This window comes from Streptomyces sp. NPDC079141, assembly GCF_040686775.1.
GTDB lineage: Bacteria > Actinomycetota > Actinomycetes > Streptomycetales > Streptomycetaceae > Streptomyces.
The window spans coordinates 14,735-27,480 of sequence record NZ_JBFBLP010000001.1 but is presented as its reverse complement, the minus strand read 5'-3'; the positions used below and the strand labels follow the sequence as shown (position 1 = coordinate 27,480).

The 12,746-nt window shown below is 69.1% G+C and carries 13 protein-coding genes and 1 pseudogene; 7 read left to right on the top strand and 7 right to left on the bottom strand.

The window, feature by feature from the left end; translation table 11 throughout:
* Positions 1 to 15 precede the first annotated feature (15 nt).
* The 3 genes and pseudogenes from AB0Q90_RS00120 to AB0Q90_RS00110 form a co-directional block, all read right to left on the bottom strand.
* Positions 16 to 1,256, bottom strand: a pseudogene (locus tag AB0Q90_RS00120) (IS110 family transposase).
* Positions 1,257 to 1,266: 10 nt separating this feature from the next.
* Positions 1,267 to 1,935 (bottom strand): PhzF family phenazine biosynthesis protein, encoded by a 669-nt coding sequence (locus AB0Q90_RS00115; RefSeq protein ID WP_363163790.1) that lies wholly within the window; start codon positions 1,933 to 1,935, stop codon positions 1,267 to 1,269.
* A 139-nt stretch (positions 1,936 to 2,074) separates the two neighbouring features.
* The gene (locus AB0Q90_RS00110) at positions 2,075 to 2,386 is read right to left on the bottom strand and encodes an EthD family reductase (protein WP_363163789.1); all 312 of its coding nucleotides are present in this window, start codon (positions 2,384 to 2,386) and stop codon (positions 2,075 to 2,077) included.
* Positions 2,387 to 2,553: 167 nt separating this feature from the next.
* Here AB0Q90_RS00110 and AB0Q90_RS00105 point away from each other — a divergent pair, with 167 nt between their 5' ends.
* From AB0Q90_RS00105 to AB0Q90_RS00090, 4 genes are all read left to right on the top strand, one after another.
* A complete protein-coding gene (locus AB0Q90_RS00105; RefSeq protein WP_363163788.1) occupies positions 2,554 to 3,456 on the top strand; it encodes a LysR family transcriptional regulator in 903 nt (300 codons plus the stop codon).
* Between the two features lie 986 nt (positions 3,457 to 4,442).
* Complete coding sequence (locus AB0Q90_RS00100) at positions 4,443 to 4,805, top strand: metalloregulator ArsR/SmtB family transcription factor (RefSeq protein WP_363163787.1); 363 nt, start codon at positions 4,443 to 4,445, stop codon at positions 4,803 to 4,805.
* On the top strand, positions 4,789 to 5,325 hold the full coding sequence (locus AB0Q90_RS00095) for an SRPBCC family protein (protein WP_363163786.1): 537 nt from the start codon (positions 4,789 to 4,791) through the stop codon (positions 5,323 to 5,325). The genes AB0Q90_RS00100 and AB0Q90_RS00095 overlap by 17 nt, the downstream gene beginning before the upstream one ends.
* Entirely contained in the window at positions 5,325 to 5,990 is a 666-nt protein-coding gene (locus AB0Q90_RS00090; RefSeq protein WP_363163785.1) for a dihydrofolate reductase family protein, read from the top strand. Before AB0Q90_RS00095 ends, AB0Q90_RS00090 begins: the two co-directional genes overlap by 1 nt.
* A gap of 347 nt (positions 5,991 to 6,337) precedes the next feature.
* Here AB0Q90_RS00090 and AB0Q90_RS00085 read toward each other — a convergent pair whose 3' ends face one another.
* On the bottom strand, positions 6,338 to 6,796 hold the full coding sequence (locus AB0Q90_RS00085; RefSeq protein ID WP_363163784.1) for a carboxymuconolactone decarboxylase family protein: 459 nt from the start codon (positions 6,794 to 6,796) through the stop codon (positions 6,338 to 6,340).
* An 86-nt stretch (positions 6,797 to 6,882) separates the two neighbouring features.
* Between AB0Q90_RS00085 and AB0Q90_RS00080 the strand changes: the two genes are divergently transcribed.
* Positions 6,883 to 7,758 (top strand): sigma-70 family RNA polymerase sigma factor, encoded by an 876-nt coding sequence (locus tag AB0Q90_RS00080; protein ID WP_363163783.1) that lies wholly within the window; start codon positions 6,883 to 6,885, stop codon positions 7,756 to 7,758.
* Positions 7,759 to 8,250: 492 nt separating this feature from the next.
* On the opposite strand, the gene AB0Q90_RS00075 is transcribed toward AB0Q90_RS00080, so the two are convergent.
* Entirely contained in the window at positions 8,251 to 9,252 is a 1,002-nt protein-coding gene (locus tag AB0Q90_RS00075) for a pyridoxal-phosphate dependent enzyme (protein WP_363163782.1), read from the bottom strand.
* Between the two features lie 152 nt (positions 9,253 to 9,404).
* Between AB0Q90_RS00075 and AB0Q90_RS00070 the strand changes: the two genes are divergently transcribed.
* Entirely contained in the window at positions 9,405 to 10,028 is a 624-nt protein-coding gene (locus AB0Q90_RS00070; protein ID WP_363163781.1) for a histidine phosphatase family protein, read from the top strand.
* 327 nt (positions 10,029 to 10,355) lie between these two features.
* Positions 10,356 to 10,646, top strand: a complete 291-nt coding sequence (locus tag AB0Q90_RS00065; protein ID WP_363163780.1) for a hypothetical protein — start codon at positions 10,356 to 10,358, stop codon at positions 10,644 to 10,646.
* Positions 10,647 to 10,860: 214 nt separating this feature from the next.
* On the opposite strand, the gene AB0Q90_RS00060 is transcribed toward AB0Q90_RS00065, so the two are convergent.
* Together AB0Q90_RS00060 and AB0Q90_RS00055 are read right to left on the bottom strand one after the other, a co-directional pair.
* Positions 10,861 to 11,529, bottom strand: a complete 669-nt coding sequence (locus AB0Q90_RS00060) for a response regulator transcription factor (protein ID WP_363163779.1) — start codon at positions 11,527 to 11,529, stop codon at positions 10,861 to 10,863.
* The gene (locus AB0Q90_RS00055; RefSeq protein WP_363163778.1) at positions 11,526 to 12,689 is read right to left on the bottom strand and encodes a histidine kinase; all 1,164 of its coding nucleotides are present in this window, start codon (positions 12,687 to 12,689) and stop codon (positions 11,526 to 11,528) included. The genes AB0Q90_RS00060 and AB0Q90_RS00055 overlap by 4 nt, the downstream gene beginning before the upstream one ends.
* Between the last annotated feature and the right edge of the window lie 57 nt (positions 12,690 to 12,746).

The following is a 12,746-nucleotide window of genomic DNA, read 5'->3' as shown; positions in this document are numbered from 1 at the left end:
GCTCAGCCGGCCGATCTATGCAGCAGCGGCTTCTGTCGCTTCGGGTGAAGTCGGAAAGACCAGGCTCTCGTCGAAGCGTCGACGGTGCTGGAGGCAGTGGTACAGCTGTCCGATCATGCGGTTGAAGAGGTTGCGCTGGGCGGCCGCGTGCCAGTCGCCGTGTTCGCGTCGGCGTCGGTAGTGGGCGTTGGCCCCGGTGGAAACCCGTAGGGAGGCGAAGGCCCAGAGGTAGCCGGCGTGGTTGAGCCGGTCGTTCTTCACCCAGCGTCTGGTGATGGCAGACTTCCTGCCGGAGGCGCGGGTGATGGGTGAGGAGCCGGCGTAGGCCTTGAGGCCGCGGGCGTCGGCGAAGCGGGTGCGGTCGTCGCCGATCTCGGCCAGGACGCGGGCGGCGAGCTGGATGCCGAGTCCGGGGAAGCGCAGCAGGATCTCGGCGTCCGGGTGCTGGGGGGGAAGGCTTCATCGACCGCTTCGGCGAGCTGGTCGGCAGCGGTGCAGGCCGCGTCCAGCTGGATCAGGAGCGCGAGCATCTGCTTGCCGAGCGCGTCCTCGACCAGCGGCGGCTGGTGGGCCCACTCGCCCCGGAAGACCTCGCGAAGGCGTTCGGCCTCGGCTTCGATGCCACGCTGGCGGCCAGCGCGCTTGAGCGCGGCCTGGATCTGGGTGCGTGTCAGCCGTGCGGCCCGGGTCGGGGTCGGGGCGGTCTTGAGGAGCTCGCGGGCCTCGGGGCGGCACAGGCCGTTGGTCCAAGCGGCAAAGGCGGCCAAGGTGGCGGGGTAGTACTCGCGCAACAAGGAACGAAGCTGGTTGGCGAGCTGCTGACGGTTCCACAACGAGTCCTGCTGGGCTCGGGCCAGGACGGTGATCGCGCGGCCGAGGTCGCTGTCGTCGGGCAGGGGCCGGTGGGCATGCATGTCCGTGCGGAGGATGTTGGCCAGGACCAAGGCGTCGCCGGGGTCGGACTTCTTGCGGGAGACGCTGTGCCGGTCGCGGTAGCGGGCGGCGGCCATCGGGTTGATTGCGAACACCTTTCGCTTGCCCGTCCGCAGGACCGCGACCAACAGGCCGCGGGAGGTCTCGATCGCCACCGGGATCGGGTTCTCGGCGGTGTCGCCGTACTCGGCGAGCAGTTGCAGCAGGATCTTGTAGCCGGCCGCGTCGTCGGTGATGTGGCGCTTGGCGAGCAGCTGGCCGGTGTCGTCGACCAGGGCGACATCGTGGGTTCGTTCCGCCCAGTCGATTCCGCAACAGATCAAGGTTCCCGCTTCATCTCGTACACCGTGAAGATGACCCGGCAGTGCGGACCGTGGGCCTTGATCTGGCGGGCCAGCGCGCGCGGCCTCGAACTGCGGGCGGACCCGGACGCGGGCGCTGATCTTCTCGGAGAACACCGTGTCGCGCTAGATGCTGTGCTTGGCCAAGGCGTCGAGCTGCGACTGGAGTTCCTGGGTGAGCGTCGAGCAGCGGGCGGCGGATGGCGGCGGTCGGGGTGTCCGGCGCGAGGGCGAGTGGGACCGGGGTGCCGGGGAGCCACGGCTGGCCGGGCCCGCGCTCGTCCGGTGCCGGGTGACGCAGCGCGACGAGGCCCCGGTCGAACCACACCTCGATGCCGGCGGGGCGGCGGATCACGACGGTGTCGAACGTGGGCCCGCCGGGGTGTTGACGGTCGTTCAGCTCGCCCAGCGCGGTGCGGGTCAACCGGACGGCCTGCGCGGCAACGGCGCCGTGGCCGCAGCCGGACAGTTCGGCGGTGGCGGTGAAGAACCGGACCAGCCAGCCACCGTCCGGCGCTCGCCCCGGGCCGAGGAACGCCCCGTGCGAGGTGCCGGCCGCAGCAGCGACCACACGCCGGTCCGCGTCCGGCGCCGCCGGGTCGTCGTCGGTGACGGACGTGGGGCTGCCGCCCAGGCCGTCGCACCGCACGAACGCACGCATCAACCACCGTGACATCCGGGCCAGGACATCGGCCCACCTTTGACGCCCAACGAACCGGCAACCGCGAACGGCGTTCCGCCGATAGCCGGACCTGGCCGCAACGGCCGACCGAACGCGTCCCGGAGCGTACCGTCCTGCCTCAGCCGGTGCCGTCCTGCACCGGATAGTGGATGACGACCGCACCGCCGGTGGCGTAGTTGGCGACATCGGCGGCCACTCGCTGGCCTTGCGGCGACGCCCGCGCCGCGGCCATGGCGGCGGCGTCAGCGAAGTCGCCTTCGAAGACTGCGAAATACGGCGCTTCTCCCTTGGTCGCTGCCACGTCGAAGCTGTAGCGCCATGCAAGCAGGCCGGGCCAATTCATGACCAGTGGAAGGTGGTTGGTCACGTAGTAGTCGCGGAAGTGGTCAGGGTCGGCGGGCTTGGAATACAGGACCACCAACTTATGCATGACGACCTCCGTCCAGATCAGGGTCAGCGGGCTGCGTGAGTGCGATGGCCAGGACCGCGGTCAGTTGAATCGTCATATGCGCAGGTTAGGGCTTGACGTGGGGTCCGGGGAAAGATCAATACGGGATAGACTCAGAACGGATCGTTATCAATCGGCAGGGAGGGCACATGGCACCGGATACGGTCAGCCTGCGGTACTTCCTGGTGCTGGCGCAGGAGTTGAACTTCACCCGCGCGGCCGCCCGAATCGGTATCGCGCAGCCTGCGCTCAGCGCCCGAATTCGCCGATTGGAAACGGAACTCGGTAACGCCCTGCTGGTTCGAGACACGCGGAGCGTCGTATTGACCACGGCCGGTGCGGCTTTGGCGGAGTCCGCGCCGCCTGCGCTGGCGGCGCTGGACCGGGCATGGGACACCGCCCGGCGAGCGGGGGCCGGTGAGCTCGGCACGCTCCGCATCGGATACAGCCTCAGCGCCGGGGCCGAGACGGCTCCGGCCCTGGTGGACAAGCTGATTCGCAGCAGTCCCGGACTCGAGGTCGGCGCGGTCCCGATGGCGACACCGGAGATCTCCCCCGCAGTCGCCGACGGCCGCATCGATGCCGGGATCACCCGCGGTGAACAGCCGGGCCGTGGCGTGCGCCGGTACCTGCTGCGGCGTGAGCGGATCGGCGTCCAATTGGCGCAGCACCATCCGCTGGCCGAACACCCGGAGATCGAGATCGCCGCCGCGGCCGCGTATCCGCTGCGACTCCCCGACCGTGCGGCCAACCCCGTGATCCACGACCAGCTGGCCGCCTTGTTCCGCGATACCCGGCCACATCCCCGATTCCACACGCCCACAGTCTCTTTCGACATGTCACAGCGCGACCTGCGCGACGGGCTCACCCTCGCCCCGGCCGGCGAGGCCGCCGCCACGGCACCACCGCCCGGCATCACCTGGCGACCGCTGCACGGCGCACCCAGCCTGACGATCCACCTGGTCCTTCCGCGCGAACAGTCGCCACTACACCGCCGCGTCCGTGCCGTCGCCAAAACCCTGGCGCACGAGCTGCACTGGCTGTCGGACTGACGGGCAGCAGGCCGTGCCGGGCGAACTTCCGCGGTGGCGAGGCCGAAGACCTTGCGGCCGGCCGACTTCGCGGGAAGGACTCACAGCACCCCACGCCCCGCACTCTCCGCAGGTCGTGATCACCTTCCCAGCTTCACCCCCTGGGCGGGACTGCGGGGTGGTGACACACGCGAGCGCACCGGAAGGCGCAGTCAGTCCAGGGCGTCAGCGTCCTCGTCCAGCTCGGGGGCGTCCGGGTCACGCAGTGGGCGCAGGCTCTGGCGCGGGGTGGAGGGGGTGAAGCTGTAGCGGCCCAGGACGTTGAGGTTCTTGGACTTCAGCGGGGACAGGCCTTGCGGCCGATGATGACAGATGACAACGGGGTACTCGACGGGGTCGTTTCAGACCGCCGAAGCCGAGGTCGGCGTGAACTCCCGTAGTTCTGCATGAAGTTGCTCGTCGTACAGGCGAGCGCCGACGTTCCGGCCGGCTTCCAGGTCCGGGAGAGCGCGTTGAACGCTCGTCCACCAAGTCCTGGCCGCGACGCGAGCCGTCGCGATGATCTCCAACGCCGGCCGACGCCGCGCAGCCTCCTCGGTTGCCACGGCGGCGGCCGCGTCGTCCCTGCGTTTCACGCGCTGAGCCCTCATTGTTCCCCCGGCGGCCAGGGCCGTCCCCCCGGGCTCCGCTCATCACCGCGAACGCTGCCTCAGCTATCGCCGTGTTGGGATCATCAAGGTTCCAGGCCTGCCTATCAAGGGATGCGCAAGCCAGCCCCACCACGGCCAGCGCCGGGGCCCGACTCCGCCGCCGCTCTGACCAGCGCGATCAACTGTCGGTGACACAACTTCGCGTCCACCGTGCCTGTCGGTGTCGAGTCGCCGGCGAACCGAAGCAAGGCGGTGGCGGCTGCGTCCACGTCCCTGTCCTTGAACTGCTCTGTTGTGTCTGTGTGCCGTACCGTTCGCAGCCGTTGACGCATTCCGATATAGGCATATGATGAGGTCATGGCGCGAGCGGCAACGACCTCGGACGCGTTCAACGCGATAGCCGAGCCGCAGCGGCGGGAAATCCTGCTGCTGCTCCGGGGCGGCGAGCGGCCCGTGACCGAGCTGGCGCGGGACCTGGGGATGAGCCAGCCGCAGGCGTCCAAGCACCTGCGGGTCCTGCGGGAGGTCGGGCTGGTGCGGGTCCGTGGGGCGGGCAAGCAGCGGCTGTACGGCCTGGACGCCCGCGGGCTGCGGCCGGTCCACGAGTGGCTGGGCGGCTTCGAGCGGTTCTGGAGCGGGAGTTTCGACCGGCTGGACGAGTACGTGCGAGATCTCAATCAGGCAAGGCAGGAGGAACCACCGGATGGCGACGACCAGTAGCGGCGGCGAGGCTGCACACGCGACCGCGGACCGCGAAATCGTGGTCTCCCAGGCCATCGGCGCCCCACGGAAGCTCGTGTTCGAGGCGTTCACACAGGTCCGGCACCTGTCGCGGTGGTGGGGACCGGAAGGGTTCACCACCGCGACCCGGTCCTTCGAGTTCCGCGTCGGCGGGGTCTGGGACTTCGTGATGCACGGGCCGGACGGGACTGACTACCAGGAGTGGATCACCTGGACCGAGATCGTCCCGCCGGAGCGGATCGCGCTGCTGCACGGCGAGTCCCGCGACGACCCGAACGCCTTCGAGACGGTCCTGACCTTCGAGGCGGCCGGCGACGAGACCCGGATCGTGATGCGCACGGTGTTCCCCACCAAGGAACTCCGCGACGAGGCGGTGGAGAAGTACCACGCGATCGAGGGCGGCAAGCAGACTCTGCGCAACCTCGCGGCCTACGCAGCCGAACTCACGTGGGACGAGAGCGCCCGGAACGAGACCCCGCCGAAAGGAGGGGAGGGCTGATGGCCGGGAAGGTGTTCTTCAGCGTGACGATGTCACTCGACGGCTTCATGGCGCCCGAGGCAGCGCCGGCCGAGGACGCCTTCTCGCCCGAGAAGCAGGACGACCCGGGTGTCAAGCGCTGGATGACGAAGTGGGCGGAACTGCAGGCGTGGGCGTTCCCGCAGCGATGGTTCCGGGAGAACCTCAAGCTCGGCGAGGGTGGCGAGGAAGGACTCGACAACGACATCGCTCGGGCGACGTACGAGCGCACCGGCGCGAGCGTCATGGGCAAGCGGATGTTCGACCTCGGCGAGCAGGCATGGCCGGAGGAGGCGCCGTTCCACACCCCCGTGTTCGTTGTCACCCACACCAAACGTGACCCGTGGGAGCGGCCGGGCGGCACGACCTTCCACTTCGTCAACGACGGCACCTCCAGCGCACTGGACCAGGCCCGCGAGGCCGCCGGCGACCGCGACGTCCGCATCTCCGGCGGCGCCGAGACGATCCAGGAGTACCTGGACAGCGGCCTGGTCGACGAGTTCTCGATCACCCTCGCGCCCGTGCTCTTCGGCACCGGAATCCGCCTGTTCGACCGCGTGGACCCGGCCCGCCTCGCCCTCGACCAGGCCCGCGCGGACGCCTCGTCCCGGGTGACTCACTTGACCTACACCGTCGGGAAGCGGTAGCTGGCGTTCCTGCAGGGTTGGATGCCGACGGTGCCGCTCGCTGTCTCGTGGGTGCAGCCACGCTGCCCGGTGGAACTCAGCGCAGCACCAGTACTGCCTGGCGGAACGGCCCACGGCCCGAGAACCCTTCGGCGTGCCGACCTGCGCAGGTGGGCGGCCAGCGGCTCCACGATGCCGCGTGGGACGTCGAGCGCGGCAGCATTGGTGACCAACGTGAAGCCTCTGGTTCGAGCTGACATGGTCTTGGCGGACCAGCCCTGCCAGGGGCTGCACACCTGCCTGACCTCGCGGGCCACCCGAGGATCATTTCGCTGGGGAACCCTCAGTGGACAAGAGCCACGCCGGGCTCAGCCCCAGGTCTGGCCGGCCGGTTCCTTGATGGTGCGGTTGATCCGGTTGAAGAAGTTGGTCAGCGCGATCTCCAGGTTGATCGCGCCGATCTGCTCCTCGGTGAAATGGGCGTTGGCCTCTTCCCAGATCTCGTCGGTGACACCCTGCGCACCATCCTGCAACCGGGTGGCGGCCTCGGCCAGCGCCAGTGCCGCGCGCTCCGCATCGGTGTAGAACGGCGCCTCACGCCACGCCGCTACGTTGTGCAGCCGCTCGTCGGTGTCACCGGCCTTCTTCCCCCCAGCGACACTGGCGTAGACGCACGCCGAGCAGCTGTTGATCTGGCTGGCCCGCAGGTGGACCAGCGCGAGCAGTTTCGGGTCGACACCCCCAGCGGCGATCGCCTTCTGAAGGTGCTGGATAGCGGTCCATACATCGGGGTTGTTCGTGTTCTTGTTCTTGAGCCGGTTTTCCATGGGGGAGCGGTCTCCTTCATCGGGTTACGTTGCGGCGCCTGTGCGCGTCATCCCTATGACGGAGCAGCTTCCAGGGAGGTAACAACATGTCCGGCACCCATCCCGCGGGCCCGATCGTCGATGCCTTCGAGTCCCACCGCGACCGGCTCCGCGCCGTCGCCTACCGCGTGCTCGGATCACATGCCGACGCGGAAGACGTGGTCCAAGAGGCGTGGCTGCGTCTCTCCCGCCAGGACACCGACACCATCGACAACCTCGGCGGCTGGCTGACCACCGTGGTCGGCCGCATCAGCCTGGATGTCCTGCGGTCGGGCCGGACGCGCCCAGAAGTCTCCTTCGACGACCAACTACCCGAATTTACCGTGACGCTCGACGATGCTCCTGCTCCAGAAGACCTTGTGGCACTCGGGGACTCCGTCGGCCTCGCGCTTCTCACGGTCCTCGACTCGCTGCGCCCTGACGAACGACTGGCGTTCGTGCTGCACGACGTGTTCGCCGTGCCCTTCGGCGAGATCGGCACCATTCTCGGTAAATCCGCCGACGCGACCAAAATGCTTGCCAGCCGCGCCCGCAGGAAAGTACAAGCCGCCCAGCAGCCGGCAAGTGCTGGACGACAACAACGCGAGGTGGTCCATGCCTTCCTGGCCGCGGCCCGCGACGGTCAGTTCGAGCAGCTGCTGCAGGTTCTCCACCCCGAAGTGAAGTTCACCGTCCGCACCCCGAACGGCACGTTCGTCACACTCGGGGCCACCGAAGTCGCCACCCGCGCACGAGTGGGTGCCGGCGCGGCACGAGGACACGCGGCGACCGTCAACGGGCGCCCCGGCGTGATCTCCTGGAGCGAGGACGGCACCCCGCTTTCCCTCCTGGTCTTCACTGTCGCCGACGGCTGCATCACCGAGATCACCGCCGTGGTCGACCCGGCTGAACTCGCGCTCATGCACCTGCCGGACCCGGTGTGACTCCCTACCGGCGAAGCTCGCGCATCCTCGAAGTGGTCCACGCCTGATCCCACAGAGGCGTTGAACTCAGCCGCTGAGAAAGCCTCAGTTGGTGACGCGCAGACCCACGCCGTTCCATGCCTCCAGAACGGCACGATGTTCAGTTCCTGGACTTTGCTCGGCTCACGGCAGCCGCTTCGCTCAGGCGGTACGGCGACGGTGACGACCAAGGCGCCGGCGATGCGAACGTCCAGCGGGAGCGCAGCGTCGTTGAGGCCCTGGCGCAGTTCGTCCTGGTGGCGGCGTTCGTCCTGGAAGTGCCCGGGGAGCTGGTTGGGGGAGGGATGGCCAATTCGCAGATTGTCGACCAGACGCACCGGCAGCCGGTGAGCGTGGCTGGCGCCGAAGCCGTCCTGACCCCAAGCCCTCATCAACAACGACGACTTCCCTCAGTACTGGGCTTCCACACCCACAGAGCACGCGAACGCCTCTACCCCGCCCCAGCCAGCACTACTACGAACTCCTGGCCTGAGCATCAAGACTTGTGGACGGGACCGCACCGACCCAGCGGTGGTAGGCGTCCACGTCGACGTTGCTGCCGCACACGATGGTGACCACGTGTCGGCCGGCGAAGCGGTCACGGTTTTCGAGGAGCGCCGCGATGCCGAGCGCGGCCGACGGTTCGACGACGAGGCCGGCGTGGTTCAGGAGCATCCGCATGCCGGCGATGATCGACGCCTCCTGGACCAGGACGGCGTCGTCAGCGACCAGGAGGAGGTCGTCCAGTACGGCCGGGATGGGGTACCGGCCGGCGACGCCGTCAGCAATGGTGTTGGTCGAGTCGGTGGTGACGACACGTCGCTGCTGCCAGGAGTGGGTCAGCGCAGGTGCGCCCACCGGCTGGACGCAGATGACTTCGACGTCGGGGGCCAGGGCTTTGACCACATGGCCTACGCCGGTAGCCAGCGCCCCGCCGCCGAGAGCAATCAGGACGGTGTCGAACGATGGTGTGGTGTCCACCAGTTCCAGACCGATGGTCGCGGCACCCTCGCAGGTCTCGATGTCCAGGCTGTCTTCGAGCAGCCGGATGCCGTTGTGCCGCGCGATGGCCGCCGCCCGTTCGCGAGCCAGCTCGTGGTCGCCGTCCACCAGCTCCAGCCTGGCATCCAACGCACGGATGCGGTCAAGCTTGGCGACCGTCGCATGACGGGATGCCACGACGGTCACGTCGAGCCCCCGGCCGCGACCGGACCAGGCAAGGGCTTGGCCAAGATTGCCCGCGCTGGCACACACCACAGCCCGCGGGCCATGGCCGGCGAGCAGGCTCGCGACCACCTCAGTGCCGCGAGCCTTGAAGCTGCGCACCGGGTTCGCCGTTTCGAGCTTGATGCTCACCGCGCACCCGAGGCCCGGTTCCAGCGCCTCGCACCGGTACAGCGGGGTGTCGAGAAAGACCGGGTCGATCACCCGGCGAGCCGCCCGGATCCGAGCAGTGTCGAGCCGCGTCTCCCGCATGACGCAGCAGCGTAGCGCCGCCGACGCGGCGCCGCTCTGACCGGCGAGCTCCCTTCAGAAGATCCGCACCACAACGGCGGGTGCGGCTCTTGTGAAGGGAAGGTGAGCAGCGGGCGGGAACCGAGGGCTTGTGCGGATGCGTCCGCCTCGTCATGCAAGATCGATACCTCTATCTCGCTCGGCATGGTGAGGCCACACCCGACGAGAGCGAGCTCACAGGGACGGGTCGGCGGCAGGCGGAGCTGCTGGGCAAGCGGCTGCACGGCGTACCGTTGACGGCCGTCCACCATGGTCCGCTGCCCCGCGCAGCTCAGACTGCCCGGGTGGTGGGAGAGCAGCTGGGTGAGGTGTTGCTTCGCGAGTCCGAGGCGGCCGGTGACTATGTTCCGTACATCCCGGAGCGGGACGAGCTTCCTTCGGAGAGTGCCGACGCCATGTTGGCGCGCTTTGCCTCGGTGTCGGCCGAGCAACGTGCACATGGCGCGGAGCTGGCCCGCCAGGCGGTCATGGAATTCACCGGGCCGGTTCACCACGGGGACGCACCTCGTCATGACCTCGTTGTCACCCACGCGTTTCTCATCGCCTGGCTGGTGCGCGCCGCGATGGACGCCCCGGCCTGGCGCTGGATGGGACTCAACCACGGCAACACCGCGCTCACCGTCATCCGCTACGCCCCGGCCCGGCCGGCGTCCGTTCTGGTCTACAACGACATGAGCCACCTCCCGGACGACCTGCGCTGGACCGGGTTCCCCTCCCAACTGCGCACACCCTGCTGAAGCTGACGGCACTCATGCCGTAGACTTGATCATGAGCTGGTCACCGTAACTGCGGGTGGCTGGTGCTGCGTTGGTGGTCCAAGGAAAGACGCCCCGCTTCCTGTGGGGAGATGCAGGTGCAAGGCCTGCCCGGCGCTCGATGTGGGGCCCGTCCGCGTGCTGCGGGCGGGCCCCGAGTGTTGTCTGCGCCCGCCCACGGCGCTGTCTGGGCACCAGCACGGCACGTAGCCACGGCCTTCGACGTGGGCGGGCGGCGCCGGATACGGGGCGCAGTCCCTGCACGGCTCCTCGTCACGACCGGGGCGTATGGACCTTTCCACTGGAGTGGTGAGCCTTCACCGCCCAGGGGACCGCCCCGACGACGAACGCGCTGGACGGCTGACCGTCTCGGGCACTCTGTCCGGACGGCTGCCCCGGCTGGTTGAGACGCACGCGTATCTCCTGGTCGCGAAGGGCATGGAGCGGGCCGTGGACCACGGCGGGGGCGCCCGTGTCCAGGTGACCGCGGACCTCGGCCCCGGCCTCCTGCTGACGGTCGTCGACGACGGAGCACCCGCCCGTGACGGCGGCCGACCTGGCGGCCCTGAGCGCCCTGACCGAACGGGCCGCAAGCCTTGACGGCACCCTGACGGTGAGCTGCACACCCGGTACCGGCATCACGCTCACCGCGACCGTTTCCCTCCGGCCAACCGACGGCCCTGAGAGGGGCGACGCCGGTACGGTCCGGTAACGGGATCTGGATGCAGGAGGGTGGTCCGGCGTCCGGCGGGGAGTCGTCGGCCAGATTGCCGTCGAACGCCGCCACTCGGTCCGGGAGGCCCCTGCGGCAGGCTCAGGATGTCGTCCCGGTCATGCCTGCGCGGTAGACGAGCAGGGCGATCTGGACGCGGTTGTTGAGGTCGAGCTTGGCCAGGATGTGGGAGATGTGGCTCTTGACCGTGGCCACGCTCATGTGGAGGTGACGGGCGATCTCGGCGTTGGACTTGCCGTGGCTGACAGCGAGGGCGACCTCGCGTTCCCGGTCCCCGAGCAGGGCCAGCCGCCGTCGGGCGTCGGGGGCGGCCAGTTGTTCGGGGGCGGACGTGTCGGTCACGGCGCCGATGAGCTGGGTCAGGGCTTCGGGTGACATCACGGGTTCCCCGGCAGCGGCCTGCCGCACGGCTTCGATGATGCGCTCAGGACGTGTGTGTTTGAGCAGGAAGCCGGCCGCACCGGCCTGGAGGGCGCGCAGGACGTAACCGTCGGTGGTGAAGGTTGTCAGCATCACTACCTCGGGTGCGTCGGGGCGGGTGCGCAGCAGGCGAGTGGCCTCCAGGCCGTCGAGACCGGGCATGCGGATGTCCATCAGCACCAGGTCGGGCCGGTGGGCGTCGACGAGTGCCTCGACTTCGGTACCGTCAGCGGCCTCCGCAACCACGTTGAGGTCGGGGGCGGAGGCGAGCATGAGACGCAGGCCAGAACGGACGAGGGCGTCGTCGTCGACGAGGAGGATGTCGCTCATGCCGGCCACGGGAGGTGTGCCCGGACCCGGTGGGTCGCTCCATGGGAACCGTGGGTGAGGCGGCCGCCGATCAGGGCGGTGCGTTCGCTCAAGCCCTTCAGGCCCGAGCCGCTGCCCGGCAGCAGGGGACCGGTGCGCTCGGCGGCTGGGGGCAGCGGGTTGGTGATGTCCAGGGTCAGGCCCTCGCCGGGGGCGCCCTGGAGACGGATGCACACGCGCTGGCCGGGGGCGTGCTTGTGGGCGTTGGTCAGGGCTTCCTGGACGATGCGGTAGGCGGTGCGCTGGCTTGTACCGGGAACCGTCTGCAGATCGGCCGGGGTGTCGAGGGTGATGTGCATACCAGTCTTTCGGGACTGCTCTATCAGGAGCGGCAGCTCTGCCAGGGTGGGCTGGGGAGGCTCGGGTTTGGCTCCCCCGTCGGGTTGCAGCGGGGTACGCAGGACACCCAGGACCTGCTGGAGGTCCTCCATGGCCTGGTGGGCGCTGGATCGGATGACGCCCGCTGCTTCGGCAATCTGTGCGCGGGTGGCGTTCTGGTTCACCTCAAGGGCCCCGGCGTGCACGCTGAGCAGGGACAGCCGATGGGCCAGGACGTCGTGCATCTCGCGGGCCAGCGCTTCCCGTTCGCGTTGCCTCACCTGCTCGGTGCGCCACGCTGCCGTGATGTGTGCCTGTTCGGCGGCGTGGCGCATACCGCGTACGAAGAACCCCCATCCCACCGAGGCAGCGACCAGGACGGCACCGGTGACGGCGGTGGTCAGCGCATGCACGGTCAGGGACGGCTGGGCCACCAGGTAGAGCGGCAGGGGCGCCAGCCCGAGGCCCGCAAGTGTCCATGTAGTGCGCTCCGGGCGGGTCGCCGCCACGGTGAACAGGGAGATCAGCGCCGCGGGGATCAGTGGACCGACAGTGGCCGCGATCAGTAGGACCACCGCCACCGGCACGGGCGCGCGTCTGCGCCACAGGAGCAGGGCGCTGCCGGCCACCGGCACCAGCCCGTAGAAGACGGGGACCGCGACGGGGAGGGGAAGCAACTCGGTCGGCAAGGTGAGTGTGGGCAGGGAGGACAGGCGGGGGTATACCAGCAGACCGCGCGACGCGGCGATGTCCACCGTCACCGCCAGGGCCACGCTCGCACACATCACCAGGGCGTCCGTCACACGTCGACGGGCGACCTCACTTCTTCCGGCTTGCACAGCGCACAAGTGTACGGGGCA